General features: G+C 51.2%; 12 protein-coding genes and 1 pseudogene. 2 read left to right on the top strand and 11 right to left on the bottom strand.

The window, feature by feature from the left end; translation table 11 throughout:
- Window positions 1–20 precede the first annotated feature (20 nt).
- The 10 genes from TJ79_RS21110 to TJ79_RS21065 form a co-directional block, all read right to left on the bottom strand.
- Complete coding sequence (locus tag TJ79_RS21110; protein WP_040952330.1) at window positions 21–1,232, bottom strand: type II secretion system F family protein; 1,212 nt, start codon at window positions 1,230–1,232, stop codon at window positions 21–23.
- A gap of 62 nt (window positions 1,233–1,294) precedes the next feature.
- On the bottom strand, window positions 1,295–3,028 hold the full coding sequence (locus tag TJ79_RS21105; RefSeq protein WP_238323097.1) for a GspE/PulE family protein: 1,734 nt from the start codon (window positions 3,026–3,028) through the stop codon (window positions 1,295–1,297).
- Between the two features lie 58 nt (window positions 3,029–3,086).
- On the bottom strand, window positions 3,087–4,013 hold the full coding sequence (locus TJ79_RS21100) for a VanW family protein (RefSeq protein WP_040952329.1): 927 nt from the start codon (window positions 4,011–4,013) through the stop codon (window positions 3,087–3,089).
- A 225-nt stretch (window positions 4,014–4,238) separates the two neighbouring features.
- The gene (locus TJ79_RS21095) at window positions 4,239–5,081 is read right to left on the bottom strand and encodes a LuxR C-terminal-related transcriptional regulator (protein ID WP_155987979.1); all 843 of its coding nucleotides are present in this window, start codon (window positions 5,079–5,081) and stop codon (window positions 4,239–4,241) included.
- 248 nt (window positions 5,082–5,329) lie between these two features.
- Window positions 5,330–5,995: a hypothetical protein gene (locus TJ79_RS26230; protein WP_052339835.1), complete on the bottom strand. Its 666-nt coding sequence runs from the start codon at window positions 5,993–5,995 to the stop codon at window positions 5,330–5,332.
- A 218-nt stretch (window positions 5,996–6,213) separates the two neighbouring features.
- A complete protein-coding gene (locus tag TJ79_RS21085) occupies window positions 6,214–6,924 on the bottom strand; it encodes a response regulator transcription factor (RefSeq protein ID WP_040952327.1) in 711 nt (236 codons plus the stop codon).
- Window positions 6,921–8,198 carry a sensor histidine kinase gene (locus TJ79_RS26225; RefSeq protein ID WP_052339834.1) on the bottom strand — a complete coding sequence of 426 codons (1,278 nt, stop codon included), beginning with the start codon at window positions 8,196–8,198 and terminating at the stop codon, window positions 6,921–6,923. Before TJ79_RS26225 ends, TJ79_RS21085 begins: the two co-directional genes overlap by 4 nt.
- A 213-nt stretch (window positions 8,199–8,411) precedes the next feature.
- Complete coding sequence (murA, locus tag TJ79_RS21075; RefSeq protein WP_040952326.1) at window positions 8,412–9,737, bottom strand: UDP-N-acetylglucosamine 1-carboxyvinyltransferase; 1,326 nt, start codon at window positions 9,735–9,737, stop codon at window positions 8,412–8,414.
- Window positions 9,738–9,928: 191 nt separating this feature from the next.
- Window positions 9,929–10,177: a DUF1146 family protein gene (locus tag TJ79_RS21070; RefSeq protein WP_040952325.1), complete on the bottom strand. Its 249-nt coding sequence runs from the start codon at window positions 10,175–10,177 to the stop codon at window positions 9,929–9,931.
- A gap of 41 nt (window positions 10,178–10,218) precedes the next feature.
- The gene (locus tag TJ79_RS21065; RefSeq protein WP_052339833.1) at window positions 10,219–12,414 is read right to left on the bottom strand and encodes a S8 family serine peptidase; all 2,196 of its coding nucleotides are present in this window, start codon (window positions 12,412–12,414) and stop codon (window positions 10,219–10,221) included.
- A gap of 311 nt (window positions 12,415–12,725) precedes the next feature.
- On the opposite strand from TJ79_RS21065, the pseudogene TJ79_RS21060 reads away from it, so the two are divergent.
- Together TJ79_RS21060 and TJ79_RS21055 are read left to right on the top strand one after the other, a co-directional pair.
- Window positions 12,726–13,235 (top strand): annotated as a pseudogene (locus tag TJ79_RS21060) (MFS transporter); the annotation flags it as partial.
- Between the two features lie 211 nt (window positions 13,236–13,446).
- On the top strand, window positions 13,447–15,441 hold the full coding sequence (locus tag TJ79_RS21055) for a sialidase family protein (protein WP_040952324.1): 1,995 nt from the start codon (window positions 13,447–13,449) through the stop codon (window positions 15,439–15,441).
- Window positions 15,442–15,563: 122 nt separating this feature from the next.
- On the opposite strand, the gene TJ79_RS21050 is transcribed toward TJ79_RS21055, so the two are convergent.
- On the bottom strand, window positions 15,564–17,081 hold the full coding sequence (locus TJ79_RS21050; protein WP_040952323.1) for an NADH-quinone oxidoreductase subunit N: 1,518 nt from the start codon (window positions 17,079–17,081) through the stop codon (window positions 15,564–15,566).
- Window positions 17,082–17,085: the final 4 nt, after the last annotated feature.

Raw genomic sequence — 17,085 nt, 5'->3', positions numbered from 1 at the left:
GAGGAACCGCTTGGTGTACATCAGTTAAGGAAGTTCTCGTAAAGTGTGAACATGGGCGACATGATGGCAACAACGATGACCCCAACGATCCCGGCAACAAACAGCAGCATCAGCGGTTCGATCAGCGCCTTCATCTGATCAACACTTTTATCTACTTCAGCATCCAGGAAATCGGCTACCCGAGCTAACATCTTGTCCATTTGACCGGTCTCTTCTCCGACAGTGATCATATGGACCGCCATTACCGGGTACATGCCGCTCTTGCGGAAGGGTTCGGACAGCAGTTTCCCTTGCTCCAGCATGCTCCGGGCTTCTTGAAGAGAAGCCCCGTAGTACCGATTACCAACAACCTTCCGAGTTACATCCAACGCCTGCAATACAGGCACCGCGCTGAACATAAGCTCGGACAAGGTGCGGCAAACCCGTGAAACTGTCGCCTTGCGCAGTAGGGGACCGAAAATCGGGATAGAGAACTTCAGCTTATCCATGCGAATACGCGCTTTCTCTCCCCGCGTCCCGACCCAAGAAAGCCCAATTGCCAAGATCAGAATCAATAGAATGATCGGCCAGTATGCTACGAGTCCGTGGCTGAATCCGACAACCATGCGGGTGATCAAAGGAAGCTTAGCCCCCTGTTCTTCGAACATGCTTGTGAAAGTGGGAACAATCTTGATCATCAGGAAGATCACAACAATGACCGCAACGATCAGAACGACGATAGGATAAGTCATGGCTGACTTCACCTTTTGGACGATGACATGCTCCTTTTCATAGTGAGCAGCCATCCGATCCAGAACGTCATCCAGATTCCCGCCCGCTTCGCCGGATTCCACCATGTTCACGAACAGATCAGGGAATATTTTTGGATGCTTGCGCATCGAGACGGATAAATTGTGGCCGCTTTGCACTTCCCGCTCCACGTCGGAGATCGCCAGTTTCAGGCGTTTGGACTCCGTTTGCTCGCGCAGGATGCCGAGTGCACCGACGATTTGGACGCCGGCACGGATCAAGGTAGCGAACTGGCGGCAGAAAATGACGAAGTGCACCAGCTTAACCGCCCGGCCGATGGTGATCTCATGTTGCAGCAGCCCGGCCTTCTTCTCTTGAATGCTCCGCAGAATGAGCCCTTTGCCAGTCAACTCATTGATCGCTTCATACTTATTTACAGCGAGAACGGTTCCGCTTGCCTTCTTCCCCCGTCCATCCACCCCTTGGTAAGCAAACATAGGCATGTTTCGTCACTCCTTGCCTTACTCGATCACATTTGCAGATGCTGTATTAGCGGCATGTACATTTACTCATCGGATACCGCTTTAAGCACTTCCTCGACGGTGGTCCGTCCGTTCAGGACTTTGCCGAGGCCGTCCTCCAGCATGGTTCCAAATCCGTTTTCGGCCAGATGGCGCTTGATCTCGGTAAGAGGACGATTGGCGGCGATGAGATGCCGGACTTCCTCATCGAGAACGAAAACCTCATGAATCGCCATCCGCCCGGCGTACCCTGTTTTATGGCAATAGCTGCAGCCGGCTCCACGATTCAGCATAATTTTGGTGTTCTCCACGGAGCGGTTGCGGAAGAACCCGTACCCGCTGGCCTCCGCTTGTTTGACCTCGCCATGGGCAATCAGATGATGATCTTGTAGCAGCTTGAGCTCGTGCTCATTGGCCGGCACGCTCTGACTGCATTCCCGGCACACGCAGCGGACCAGGCGCTGAGCTACCACGCAAGATAAGCTGGATGCGATGAGATAAGGGTCAATCCCCATGTCGACCAAACGGCTGATCGTGTTGATGGCTCCGTTCGTATGAATCGTACTGAGCACCAAGTGCCCAGTCTGGGAGGCCCGAACGGCAATTTCCGCCGTCTCGGTATCCCGCATTTCCCCGATCATGACGATATCGGGATCCTGCCGCAAAATGGAACGCAGCCCTGAAGCAAAAGTCAGGCCGATTTGGGCGTTCACCTGCACCTGGGTGATGCCCGGTAGCCGATACTCTACCGGATCCTCAACGGTGATGATTTTGACATCAGCGCTGTTCAGCCGGTTCAAGGCGGAGTAAAGCGTCGATGTTTTACCGCTACCGGTAGGACCGGTCAGCAGGACGATGCCGTTGGGCTTCTTCAACACTTTTTCAAAGGATTCGCGGTTCGTGGGGCTGAATCCCAGCTCTTCAATCTGTTTGATCCCCGCCGACTGATCGAGAAGACGAAGCACGATGCACTCCCCGAAAACAGAAGGAAGGCAGGAGACGCGAATATCGATCTTCCGGTTGTCCACCACCATATGGATCCGGCCGTCCTGAGGCAGCCGCCGCTCGGCGATGTTCAATTTGGATATGATCTTGAGCCGGGCGGTTATTACATTCTGCATGTTACGTGGAAGCGTTTTCTCTGTATGCAGCACACCGTCTACCCGGAACCGGACATACATTTCTCGTTCCTGCGGATCGAAGTGAATGTCGCTGGCGCCTTGTTGGACAGCAGAATGAATCAACTGATTGACCAGCTTGACCGCAGGAGCGCTTTGATCGGATGTCTCGGTTTCCTCCGGCATCATCTCCTGAGTGGAGGAAGCTTTTATCTCCTCGATGAAGCTTTGGACCGAATCCTGGAACCCATAATATTTATTGAGACCCTGATCAATTTCCGACTTCAAGGCGATCATCGGCTGTACAGCCATGCCTGTGGCGATGCGAACTTCTTCAATCGCCTCGTAATTGAGCGGATCAAACATAGCGAGCTTGATTTTGCCGCCTTTGCGCTCCACCGGGATAATCCCATGTTTGCGGGCCAAAGACTCGGAGATCATATTGACCGTAGCCATATCGATGGTCGTTTCAAACAAATTAACGAACGGATACCCCAACTGGAACTCCAGAACTTCTACCAGCTGTCTTTCCGTAATAAAATTCTTCTCAACGAGAATTTCGCCGAATTTCTTGCGGGTCTGAACCTGGGCCTTCAGCACTTCCTCCAATTGAGCTTCCGTAATGATTCCATTCATGACCAGCAGTTCGCCTAGTCTCATTCGCCCTTCCCCCCAGACCATAATCCGGCCGCGTTGCAAAGCCACTCTTTCTTGTGTTTCATTCGGTCCCGCTAGTCGATTCCCCGGTTGTTTGAGCTGCGTCCGTTGACTTGTTCTCTGCTTCTGCTGAATTCGGATTGGCAGCAGTCTTTTCTTCCGGGGTTGGCGGCCTCGGCGCAATCGCCGGCTCCGGCGCGTAAAAATCCTTGTTGACTAGAGTGTCTTCGTTCCCACCCTTCCCCTTGTAAAAAACCTTAACCAATAAGCCCGGCTTGCCATCGGTGGCCTTAACTGCTTTGGCTGGGTCAGCACCAAAATCGACTACAACCTCTTTGGAAGCCTCGATCACTTCCTTGTTGACGTTTACATTGGGAGCGGTCCAATCATCAGGCGGATTGCCTTCGAGGGCGAGTGTCTGGGTTCCCCCTTCATTCTTGGTGCGTACAGCGACTGAGAACTTAGAAGTGTTATAGATAAGCAGATCAAAGGCATCTGCCGTAACGCGGGCGTCGAATCCAGGTTCTGCATAATTGGGCAGTTTCTCATGGATGTGCCGCTCCGGCACTTCCATCCTGGCTCGGAGGGCAGCTTCACTAAGTACACCGGCCAGATGAGAAGCATCCGCTTCTTTGAATTGTTCTCCCAAAAGATCGTTCTGCTTCAGCCAGTTCTTAATAGAGAACACTTTGCCAGATTTGATCTCTACCCCGTTCATGAGCTCCCACAGCTTCTTTTCCGATGGGGATAGGGCGACCTTGCTCTTAACGGTTGCGAGATTTTTAGCAGGACCGGCAACTGCTGCTTTTGGAGTTGGCCTTGCAGAAGCAGCTGGGGCAGTTGTTGCCGTTGCTTCCGTTCCCGATCCGATAACCTTATCTAAAAAGGGAATGGATATTGCGCATCCCGATAATCCGAGAGCGCATACAATGACGGTTCCTACTATGCCAATCCTGTGCCAAGGTTTTCTTATTTTTGCATCTGCCATTGTCTGAACTCCCCGCATTTTCGTGAAAATAGGTGAATTTTCCAACTAGTCTGTCAGTGTTATCTATCATAGTGGATGTGTGTAAGCGAAAAAATAACGCACAGGCATTATCTTGCTTAATAACGCATGAAGCGTAATGCATAGGCATTACGCTTTTCTCGTTGGTTCCCGAATATGAATGATTAGATCAGCCAACTATAGTCCCAACCCGCAATTGCCGAGACCTCAAATAGCCCCAAGCACCTTTAATATTAGGGAGGCCTTTGAGTTCACATGCATCTTAAGATTGATGCGCCCCACGAAAACGCGAACGGTATTTTCACTGATTTTCAGTACTTTGGCGATTTGTTTCTGGTCGTAATCCAACATCCAGTACATCGCGATCTCCTGTTCTCTGGGGGTAAGGCTGAAGTTCTTCAGCCGGTCCTCGAACATTTCCTCAATAAACCACGACTTTATCCTCTCCGAATGGATGTGGTAATCATGCTCTACATTGCCTATGATGGAATGGGCCAAGGCCCGGAGAAACAGATAGGGCACCTCGTTCATCGACATTAAGACGATGTACCCAACGACTTCTTTGGTGCTGTTGCGAACCGCCTGACATAACCCCGACCAGCTGTTAAAAGAGTTCAGATAGAAATCAGATCTCTGCAAATAAACATTCCGTCCAAGTTCCATAGCACACGCAACCGGATTGGTTCCCATACTTGAAAAGGACATCGAGCTGCCCGGTCCAAGCTGAAGCATATAATCCGAACGGGAAACCGTCTCCGTATCTCCGGAAATAGCAAGCACGATCCCCTTCTCATCCGTCAAAATTAATAAATATGAAAAATCATCAATCGACTCGTGGAGCACTTGCTGGCGGCGAAAGGCGAGCAGCAGGTTTTGATGTTTGATCAGCAGTCTTTGCAGCATGTCTCCGGGTATGCGATACCTGAGCTTCGTTTCCGTTTCAGACAGCCCGAATGAATGAGACCGATTGAAACCTTCCGTTTTCTCGTAGTCTGTAAGTCGGATATTTCCATCCAAAGACCCCGCGGAAAGTGAAACAGTTGCATTCATCTCTTTGTCACTCCTAATCAAAATTTGCCGATTTTTGTTGAAAGCGTTTTCTTTGAGTGTATGCCACAATTATTCTCCTTTTTTCCAGTTTTTCCTTCTCACTTCTTCAATATTTTTACATTTATATTAGTTTTACTCTTTTCGTGTCGTTTCGCTGCATAAAAAAAGCCCCCAGATCCACTCGCAACCTCGTGTATCACAAGGTTATCGAATAGGATCTGAAGGAATCGATTCGTGCCGGAAGTTTTTTATTTCATTTTGTATAAAATGCGGCCGCCTCCGACAATAAGCGCCAGCGCCAACAGCGTTCCGCCGTATTCGGTAAAGAGTTTACTTGCCCAGCCCGGAAAAACGGTGTAGATCATGAGGATAATCCCGAGATACAGCAGAATGTTCCCGGCGATGACAGGCTTGACCAGCATAGCGTCCAATTCCCGCTCGGGACGGTCGTCCAAGCCCGTGAGCCAGCTATTGACCAGGTCGGCCCGATGGCTCACGTCAAACAAACAGTAGACGTATTGGAGGGGCAACAGCAGCGCCATAAAAACGATGATCGGAACGCCTACCGATTCATTATTCTCAAAGACTTGAACAACAAGAGGGAGGAGCGCGATGTTCAGGATAAACGAAATCATGAAGCTTAGGCCCCGCCGCATCAACCCCAGATACAAGTGCCCCATCCCGGGAAAAATGAAAGAAAACCCGATGGCGCTGCCCCGGCTTTTGGGCGGTTTCGAGGAAACCGGGGGGCGGAAAGGCGGAACGCTGCCGTAAGGCGGCTCCTGGTAGCGGTAGTGCTCTTCAGCGCCGCGGTTTGGCGGAAAGGTAGGGTCAATGCGAAAGCTGGCGCTAGGCTCGCCAGGCTGTTCGAAGCCGTTAGGCTGTCCGTTCTTTGGATCGTTGGCATTCACCATGGAAATCAGGCTCCTTTTATCGGAAGGTTTCGTTTTCGTTGATCTCAGCATACAAGCTAGTTGTCATAAGCGTGTAGTGTCATCCGTCATGTGACGAATCACGCAAGGCTAAACGGCTAACGCAGTCCTAACAGGACGAGCGGCGTTTTTGCCATAGCGGGAATAAGGCTATTTATAGTGCCAGACTTATAAAGTCTTATGAAGGGGCAAAGCAGCAGCTACAAAAGCCCCTCTTCCTTCGCTTTCTTGGCCGCTGCCGTTCGGTTGTGCACATCCAGCTTGGAAAAAATCGAACTGATGTAATTGCGCGCCGTCCCTTCCGACAAATACAGCTTCTCGGCGATTTGACGGTTGGACAAACCGGCGGAAAGAGCGTCCAATACCTGCAGTTCCCGGTCGCTCAGACCGTAGTCAATGGGTTTACCGTTCCCGGCCCCCCCGTTTGAACAAGATTCTTGCCCTTGCCCTCCCGGGAATCCTTCCGATCCTGACCCCGCCGCTGCCTTCCCCTTATATTGGCTAAAGATCGCCTTGGCCAACTCCTGTGGGATCAGCGTTTCTCCTCGATGAACATGGCGAATGCCCGAAGCCAAGTCTCGGGGATCGATGGCTTTCAAAATATAGCCCTCGGCACCGGAATTGAGCGCCTCCAGCACATAATCCACCTCTTGAAAAGTGGTGAGAATGATGACTTTTACTTGCGGCCAGCGCTCTTTGATGATCCGCGTCGCCTCGACGCCGTCCATGACCGGCATGTTAATGTCCATCAGGATAATATCGGGCGCCCCAGCTTCACAGAGCCGCACCGCTTCCTCCCCGTTCTCGGCCTGGCCCGCCATTTCAAAATCCGGTTCTAAACCCAAAACAATGCCCAGGCTTTTGCGGATTAGCTCTTGGTCTTCCGCGATGGCTATACGAATTTGACTCATCGTTTCATTCCCCCTCCAACAGGCCCCGTTTCAAGAACGTCCCGCTCTTGCTGCTCTTGTACAACCAACTGATCCTCCCGCAAGGGAACGCGGCAGCGGACGTCGGTTCCCTCTCCGGGGCTCGAAATCACTTCTAGCATTCCCGCCAGTGCGGACAAACGCTCCTTCATGGAGCGGAGACCAAAACCTTCGACAACGGCAGCCATTCCTATCCCGTTATCTTTTACAGATAGCTCGACGAAGGCTGGCGCGTAAGTCAGACGGATGCGCACCCGCTTGGCGTCTCCGTGCTTTTTGGCATTGGTCAGTGCCTCTTGCAAACAACGGGTAAGGACCAACCGAAGCGTCTGGGATGTCTCGCGCTCCTGGCCGATAATCTCCAGCTCCGTAGAGGTGCTGGTATGCTTCGCAAATACGGTAGTGACGCGGCTCAGCACCGCCGACAGCTCCACTTCCTCTTCCGCCATCCGGTGAATGCTGGCTCTCACCTCATCCAATCCCCTGCGAGTGGCCGTGAGAAGTTCCTGTAAATTGGCTTTCGCTTCTTGCGGAGCCCGGTCAATCAGAAGCCGTACTGCGTCCATACCCATAACGGCTGTCGTAAAAGAATGACCTACCGTGTCATGGAGCTCCCGGGCCACCCGATTGCGCTCCTCCAGCACGGCGATGGTCTCCACCTGCCGGGAGTACTGCTCCAGCGCCTCATTTTTTTCCCGGATCGTTTGCAGGAGCTCGCTTGTCTGCTTATGAGATGAGGTGATAAAGTTCAGGGCATACCCTAAACCGTACAGAGCACAATAGGAAGCAAAAAAATCAATGGCGGACATCGAGGTTATTTCCGGTTTCCCCCACCATAACGTGAGCGCCGGCAAAATCAGTAAAACCAAGGGAGCGGTGAGCCAAATACTTTTCTTTCCGCTCAAATAGCCTAAGGTTAATGGCAAATAAAGGAATTTATAAACCCCCACTCCGCCAAGGATCGGCGTCGAGTAGAGGAACAATCCACCGGTTATCAGCGTTTCCGCCAGCAAATAAGGAGTCGGGCGAACCGAGCCCGGGCGAAAGAAAACTTGCGGAATCAAATAAGACAAAATGAACCAAGCCAACAGGATGCTATAAAAGTCGCCTCCTGCATAGCTCCGGGTAAGAACCGCGATGCTGCATGCAAACCAAAGCGTCCGCAAAGCGAATATGAAAAGATCCAGCCGCTGCCACTCCCGCTTATGCAGAAGCTCCTTTGTGACGGCCTGAATCAGGCTGCGACATGTTGCCAAATCCTTTCACCTGCCAAATCATGAGTTTCGTCACTACCATTTTCCTTGTCCAATTTGATTATACAGCGGCTATTCCGTGTACCATAGTGCAGAATATCATATGACAGGTTTGAGGAAGCAAAAAACCGCCCCTGTTTCGTCCTTGGGGACGGCAACCGGAGGCGGTTTGATTTGTTTTTCGTTTTCGGATAATCGGGAAATAAGGGCAGCTCATTAAGCTAATGTAGGTTGGATTTGGAAAAGCGGAACGCCTTCGTATTCTTCCTTCACGGCGATATCTGCCGGCTCCAACCGATTGATGTCAGCTCCCAGAGCGTACAGGTTCTGCACAATGCCGACATAGCCGCGGTCGATATGCTGAACACCAGTCACTTCAGTTTCGCCTTCCGCCACAAGGCCAGCCAAAATAAGCGCAGCTCCCGCCCGCAGATCGGAAGCGCACACTTTGGCCCCTTTGAGGCGAGCTCCGCCTTTTACAAGGGCAGTCCGGCCGTCCACTTTAATATCCGCATTCATGGCGCGGAAGGCTTCCACGTGCATAAAGCGGTTTTCAAATACCGTTTCCGTTACCAAACTCGCCCCTTCGGCCTTGAGAAGCAGCGCCATCATCTGCGACTGCATATCCGTCGGAAAGCCTGGATGCGGCAATGTTTTTACATCAACCGCACGCAGCGGTACTTTGGCAGAAACCCGAATAGAGGTCTCGTTTTCCGTTATCTCGACACCCATCTCCCGCATTTTGGAGATAAGCGGCCGCAGATGGTTGCCGATTGCTCCCTCCACCTCTACATCTCCGCCAGTTATTGCTGCGGCAACCATATATGTGCCCGCTTCGATCCGGTCGGGGATTACGGTATGGGTGGCGCCCACAAGTTTCTCTACGCCGTCGATGCGAATGACGCCGGTTCCGGCCCCCCGGACTCGCGCCCCCATGGCATTCAAATAGTTGGCTAAGTCGACGATCTCCGGCTCCATGGCGGCATTCTCGATATACGTCGTACCTTTGGCCAATGCCCCGGCCATCATGATGTTCTCGGTAGCGCCTACGCTAGCAACGTCCAGGTAGATCTTGGCGCCTTTCAGCCGTCCCTCGCTGCGGGCTTCAATATAGCCCATGCCGACATCGATGGTCGCTCCCATCGCCTCAAAGCCCTTCAGGTGTTGATCAATGGGACGGGAGCCGATGGCACAGCCGCCGGGAAGAGCGATCTTCGCCCGGCCCAAACGGGCCAGAAGCGGACCCAGTACAAGAAAGGAAGCCCGCATACGCCGGACCCATTCCGGGGAAGCTTCCGAAGTCGCCAAATTTGTCGCATCGATCCGCACCGTATCGCTGAGATAGTCGGATTTTGCCCCAAGGCTCTGAATCACCTTGTTGATGGTGTGCACATCGTCGAGCGGAGGAGCGTCATGAATGACACTCGTCCCTTCGGAACCGAGCAGAGATGCTGCCAGTATGGGTAGCACTGCGTTTTTTGCTCCGTTAATTTTAACCACGCCAGTCAGTGGATTCCCTCCGCGGACGATGATTTTGCTCATGCCCCTGTCCCTCCGCGCCATTCGAATTTTTGCATAATCGCCATAATATTCGCAGCCTCATTCATTTTTCATGTGGTCGTTCTTTTATCTATAACCATTTTGAGCAACACGGCTATCTCTTATGCGGTGGGATTGCCGTTAAATCGCCCCAATGGACACAGGTCGTTACACATTTTCATATGCCGCCGCGTTCAAAACAGTCCCGGCAGCAGTTGAGACCAAGAGAAATAATCCATCAAGAACCGCCCCAATTCATACCCAAGGACGATGGAAAGGAAGATCTGCAGCAGCTTTGCCATAGGCGATTTCGGCTGTTTGAGGAACAGATCAAACCGAAACTGCTGAAGACACAGCCAGGCTAACGTAATGCAGACCAATGTAATGAGAATGCTGCCCAGGCCGCTGATCGCCATGGACTGAGCCAAAGTGTTATCGGTCATGTTTTGGAGGATCTCCTTTCACTCAAGGTCTGTTAGTGGCTTTAAGGCCCAGAGTTTGCAGTCGTGAGCCGCAAGCTGTAGATATCGCCCACCGCGTCTTTCGAAGCCAACTTGATGTAGTATACGCCTGCGGGGAGTCTGGCTGTGTATCTCCATGTAGGCTGTCTTCCCATTTCCGACCACAAGGGGGAAGGCTCCTGAACCTCCGTCTTAACGGGCCGGAGCCCTTGGTCCAGAATCTCAGGCTGCTCTTTCCCGCTTAAGGTTCCCGCGTTCCACTCCAGATTGATTTCATCTTCTTTGTCCAAGGTGAAGGTAAACCAATCGGCATCTGCGCCGTCGTTCAGCTTACCGCTGTAGGACACTCCCGGCCTCATGATTGACGCTTCGTAGGAGGCATCGTTGGGTTCATTGGGGTCCGGCATCTCGGAATCGAACTCAATATCCAGCGTGTATTCGCCCACAGCCGGATAGGCGGAACGGGCGACATTGCCTACCCGCAAATAGTACGTTCCAGGCTCAAGCGCAAGCACAGGGGATCTTTCCGTAACGCCGTCACTTTCTTGATCGAGAAAGACACCCTCTTCATTCTCTCTGCGAATCAATAAGGTTGGGTCCAGTCTCTTGCTGTCTACTGAAACCGTAAATCGGACGCGGCTTGCCGCCGTAAGGTGCAGCTGAAACCAATCCTTGTCGCCGACGGTATCGAAATTGCCAACCAGCGACTGGCTGCGTAAAGGCAAGGTATATGCCTGATAAGGGCGATCATTACCTTCAAAGGCATCCGGATTCATCCGAAAACGCGGTGTCAAATGGTAAGGTTGCAAAATCGGCTTATTCGAATACCGGAGTTCGGAGTCATCGATTGCGGGGTCCGTCCTAATTTCATCGGATGGGCCCGTTAATTTAATATAGGTACGGCCTTTATGTACCGGCAATGTAGCGATTCCGCCTCCATCACCCGCTTTAAAGGAAAAAGAGCTCCCCTTGTCTTCCCCACCGAGAAAGCTCTCGGTCTGCCAGCCCTGGGTCTTGTATTCCCAGCCCCCGGCTTCAAGAGTCAGATCGAGAAACCCGTCGAAGGGGGCATCCACGAAATACCAATCTTCATCGCGAGATCCGGTAAATCCGGCCTCACTTTGTTTATTCATCGGCAAAATCCGGGGGATCGGCGTCTTCTTCCCTGTAACGGCAGACTCATCCTGACCTGTTGCCGGTTTCGTATCCGTTTCTTCATAAGCGTCGATACTCGGTTCCATCGCAATAGCGCGATCCGCCCGAAGCAGACCGTAGCCCGTTTCCGGGTCCCAGCCCGGCTTGCCTAAATCTTCGGCAGAACGACGGATAATATCGCGGATTTGCGCAGGCGTCAGCTCGGGATGAAGCGCCCATACCATCGCGCAAACAGCTGCTACCTGCGGCGCTGCCAGTGACGTTCCTCCGCTGAACTGATAACCTCCCTGCCGAGCGGTAGTAAACACGCTCCAGGGAGCCAAAACATCCAGTTCATCGCCATAGTTGGAGGCAACGGAACGTTCATTATCCGCTGTCGCTCCCCCCACCGACAAAACGGTGGAATAAGCAGCCGGATACTTCACCGGCCCGCCTTCATTGCCGGCGGCGGCTACGAGCAGCACGCCTTTTTTCTCCGCATAACGGACGATGGATTCCATATATTCGGATGGTTTATTAAGACCGAGTGAAAGAACGACGATGGAAGCTCCGTGGTCAACGGCATAACGGATTCCCTCGCCCAGCGTATCTTCTTCGCCGGTGCCATCGGACTCCAGCGCTTTCACCGGCATGATTTTCGCATCCCACAATAACCCGGCGATGCCTTTTTCATTGTTGGCTACTGCGGCGATGACACCCGCCACGTTGGTACCGTGGCCGTTGTCATCATTGGGAGGCGTACCTGGATTCACTAGATTAATGCCGGAAACAAGCTGTGACGCTAAATCCGGATGGTTCAGCTCAACGCCGGTATCCACGATGGCGATGACTCGTTCGGGATTTCCCGTCACGACGCTCCAGGCTTCGAAGGCATGAATTTGATTCAAATATTTTTGATGACTCTCCATGGGGTCATTGGATCGGCGACTTTCTGTAGGAAGGTTCGCTTTAAGCGGCGTAGCCGCCGGCACCGAGGTGGTGTCCCCCGAAGAAGGCGCAGCAAGAGCGAGATTCGCCGGAAGGAACAACAGGAACAACAATACGGCAAAGCCCTTGATCCTCATACACGCTCTCCTTGCTGACAACTTTTCCGAAATTCCCCGCTCTTTCGATGGAATCTCCCCCGAATTGTCTATATTCGTATTCGCTGTTTATCGAACCTCCTCCTGCCTTGCAAAAAAGAAACAGTACGAAAGTCCCAGCACCCTTTATTGTAATAAATAACGGCCATTTCCGTCAAAAGGTTTCATTTGCCACGGGCAGATAGGCAAACGTTTGCCCATTTTCGGCATACAGTCCCAGCCTTACCGAAGGGGGCGGATTCCATACCGTTCAGGCCGCTAGCCCGAATATGGTTGAATGAGGCTTCGGCGCTTTTGAAGCCGGGCTCGTGACTCTCCCCTATTCTTTTGCCTCCGCTGCTTTCATGCAGCTTGCCGGCCGCTTGTTCGACAAATTCGGCATCCGCTGGCTGGCTATCACCGGCTGCGGTTTGCTTGCTGCAGCTACGTTCTTGTTTTCCCGGCTTTCCGGCGACGCTTCTCTCGGAATAATTATTCCTCCTCTTGTCTTGATGGGCGCCGGTATGGGGCTTTGTATGATGCCGCTGAACACCCATGTCATGAAATCCGCTCCCCTTCACTTGGCCACTCGTGTTTCCTCCCTTACCAGCGCCATGCAGCAAGTGATCACCTCTCTCGCCGTTGCCGGGATGACGACCAGCTTGACCAGAAGCGTGGGAAAACACCTCCAATCAGGAGGTCCCGATCACACGACGGCTTGGATGTATGCTTATAGCCATGCCTTCTCGATCATCATGTTTATCGCCGTTTTCGGCGTCATTCTCGGATTTTTCATCCGCAAGACAGAACCCAGCCAAGGATAAACGCTAATGGTTCTGCCCAATTTGCGCAGCAGGAACAAGACCAAATGCCCCTTATCCGCAAGCATCCGCCCTGTAAATGTTGTGTATTCATTGGTCTATTCACCCACCTTTGTTAGAATCGGCTGAATATGAAAGAAGGTATTTCTTCCATATTATAGAATTGGTAAACGTACTTTTACGTGTACTTATACCATCAAAGGGGCGAAAACAATTGCTGCAAGTTAAAACGAAATATGGCGGATTTGTTCGAACTTTTATTCTTTTGATTATTGTTTTTTTACTCATCATCCCAGGCTCTATTATCCATGGCGAATCTCCAGAAACTCCTGAGAATCCCAGTCTTGTTTCAGAGTCAGATAAACTCATCATTCCATGGAAAACAGAACAGACCGGTTTTCAAAATTATTATATAAGCGATTATGCATACGGGAATGGAACATATGTCGGCGCATCTGAAGAAGGAACAGTCATGACGTCGAAAGACGGAATAAACTGGACTCCACATAAATATAAGGGTGACCGGTTTAATCGTATTATTTGGGCCAAGGATAAATTTGTAGCTGTAGAACACGCAGACAGTGCGAATAAATCAATCTGGACATCAACGAATGGGATAGACTGGTCGCCTGTGGATTACGTATTCCGAACTTATAGTTGGCTAGATGATCTTGCTTGGGATGGCAAGCGTTTCGTTGCAACTGGCGGGCCTAACGGAGTCGGAGTAATCTTCACATCGGAAGATGGTTTAAATTGGACTGAACGAACATCCGGTTTAAAGACATCCATCAAATCAATCGCTTATGGCAATGGTGTGTTTGTAGGATTGGGTTATAAAGGAAATGAAGCCGTGGTTTCGAAGGACGGGATTACCTGGAAGAAATACAAGACCAGTAAAAAGGACTTAACCATTTGGGATATCGACTATGGCGGCGGTCTCTTTTATGGCGTTGGTGATCAATCGTTGATCTATTCAAAAGACGGAGTGAACTGGACGGAAATAAACAGCACCATTTACTGGTACAAAGCAACATGGGTCAAAGACCGGTTTTATTTAGCCGGTAATGAACGTATGAAGGATGGCACGTACCATAGGGTTATGATGTCTACAACAAAAGACAACAAGCTTACACCCGTCAAACTATCAAATGACGACGCGACTCTATTTTATATTCTTTATAACAATGAACAGCTAATTACTTCTACCTCTCGCGGATTGTTGAAATCCAAAGACGGATTGGGTTGGACCTACATCAAAAGATTCCCGCTGCATTTCTTTGATGCGATGAACGATGCTGCGGCTAGTCCCGATAAGATGGTCATGGTTGGGGGTTACAGGGCTTCTTATGATGTACCCAAAGGGAGTTATGCAGCAAGTATTCGGCTCGATTCAAATGGTGTTTGGAAGAGCAATGAAATGATAGATTCTTTTCCGCTAAATAGTGTAGCTTGGACCGGTAGCGAATTTCTGTCAGTCGGCCACAAAGGAATAATAATGGCATCCAAAGACGGGATAACGTGGAGCAACCTGCCTTCGCCAACGAAGAACAGTTTAAATGTCATTCGGAAGTTTGGTGACAAGATCTACATAGGTGGAGACAATGGAACCCTCTATTCTTCAAAAGATGGTAGGAAATGGACAAAGTGCGCCGCTACTTTTGCCATGTCCCCTGAACTTATTGACAATGTTTCCGCTCTTTCCTCTAATGGCAAAGTTATTGTTGCCGCTGGAAAATATGGAGTAATTGAAACCTCATCTGATGGTGTGAAGTGGTCGAAAAGCAACATAGATAGCGTGTCTCGGATCTATGATATCACTTGGGAATCCAACCGATTTTGGCTATCAGATAGTTCGGATAATACTTATTATTCAGTAGATGGAAAGAAGTGGGATCGTTTGATCAGACTTTCTCCTGACTACTATTCCAATGGCATAATGAAAATAGTGGCCGCTAATGATTTATTTGTTGGAATAAGTGAACCAGGCACCTTCTATCTTTCTCAAGGTTCTCGAATATCAGGTTACCTGGAGTGGGAGCCACAGAAAAATGCAGTGGGCACGTGGAACGCGACGATCCTTTTTAAAAATAAAATCTACTCTTTCAAAGGACAAGAAGGCATGTTAATTGGCGATCTGTCGAAGCCTAGTTTTGAAAAAAGCGACGAGGATATGCCCAATATTCCATTCGATCAGTTGAAGTCAAAGTGAGGATGAAGTCCAATCTCGCAAAAAACAAGCCCTCCTTATCGGCCCGTAAGGGTAGATAGGGAGGGCTTTCCTTATGCTTTCGACCGGACAAAGATCAACTATTCGCCCGGCAGACAACCGTCTTAGAACACTTCGAGCAGGTTGAATACTTCGTTGACAAATCGCAGCAGACCTTGCGGGTATGCACCCATCGCTACGCTAGCCAGTGCGCAAATCCAGATCGTAACGATCAGCGCTTTGGCAGGTTTAACTTCGGTTTGCTGAGCTTCCGAACGCATGAACATTTGACGGATAACGCCAAAGTAGTAGTAGAACGAAAGCACGCTGGTCGCCAGCATGATGGAAGCCAGCCAATAAATCTTGTTTTCCAAGGTTCCCATCAGGATGAAGATCTTCCCGAAGAAGCCACCGGTAACCGGGAAACCTGCCAAAGACAGGACCAGGATAACCATAGCGAAGGTTGTCCAAGGAGCACGGTAGAACAAGCCGGCATAGCCGCGGACATCTTCGGTGCCCGATGCTTTCTTCACAACCATCAGCACGGCGAAGGCGCCGATGTTCATGAGCATGTAAGCTGTCAGGTAGTAGGAAAACTCCGCAAAGTTGGAGTAATGCACCAGAGAGAATTTCGCCGCCAACGGTACCAGCAAGTAACCCGCGTTGGCAATACCGGAGTAAGCCAACAGTCGTTTCATATTGCTTTGCTTGAGCGCCAGTACGTTACCGACGATCATAGCCGCAGCCGCAACGACACACAAGGCCAAGAAAGCGTCCTTTTGGATATTCAGCGGTGCGCCGCTAGAATCGGATTGCAGGTAGATGCCGTAGAAAAGACGGAACATGACGGCGAAACCGGCGCCTTTCGAAACAGTCGCCAAGAAGGCGGAGATCGGCGTCGGCGCTCCTTGATAAACGTCAGGAGCCCAAGTATGGAACGGCGCAGCGGCGATTTTGAAGCCAAAACCAGCCAGCAGCAGGAAGAAGCTCATGTACAGCATCGCTTCCATGGACGGATCCAATTGAGCGATGCCTTGGCGAATCGCCGTAATATTGGTGGAGCCGGTCATACCGTACAGGAAGGACATACCGTACAGGATGAAGGCCGAAGCGATTCCGCCTTGCACTGCGTACTTGAACGCGCCCTCGCTGGAGAGAAGGTTTCTCTTGCGCATGCCCACCAGTACATAGGATGCGATGCTGAGGGTTTCCAGGCCGACATACAAGGTGATCAAGTCGCTGGAGGAAGCCATGAACATGGCGCCCATCGTTGCCGGGAGCAGCAGGTAATAATACTCGCCGGTTTGATGGATCTCTTCCTCTTCCGTTGAACCGAAGCTCATGAGCAGGATCAGCGCCGTGCCCACCAGGAAGATCAATTTAAGGATATTGGCAAAATCATCGATCCGGTACGCGCCGCCCAGCAGGCTGACGGTATTTGCAGGATCGAGGTTGTAGATGACGAAGCCGGCCGATACGGCGACACCCAGGAGGGAAAGCCAACCGATGACGGTCCTGCTCATTTTCCGCGGCAGGAACAAATCCAGAAGAATCAGGGCAAGAGTGAAGGCGACCAGCGTCAGCTCCGGAGCCAGGTGCCCCATGTCCGCAAGCGTCAGCCCTGTAAATGCTTGTGTATCCATTGGT

This window comes from Gorillibacterium massiliense (genome assembly GCF_000455485.1).
Lineage (GTDB): Bacteria > Bacillota > Bacilli > Paenibacillales > NBRC-103111 > Gorillibacterium > Gorillibacterium massiliense.
The sequence above is the reverse complement of the archived record's forward strand: the minus strand, read 5'-3'. Positions and strand labels throughout refer to the sequence as shown.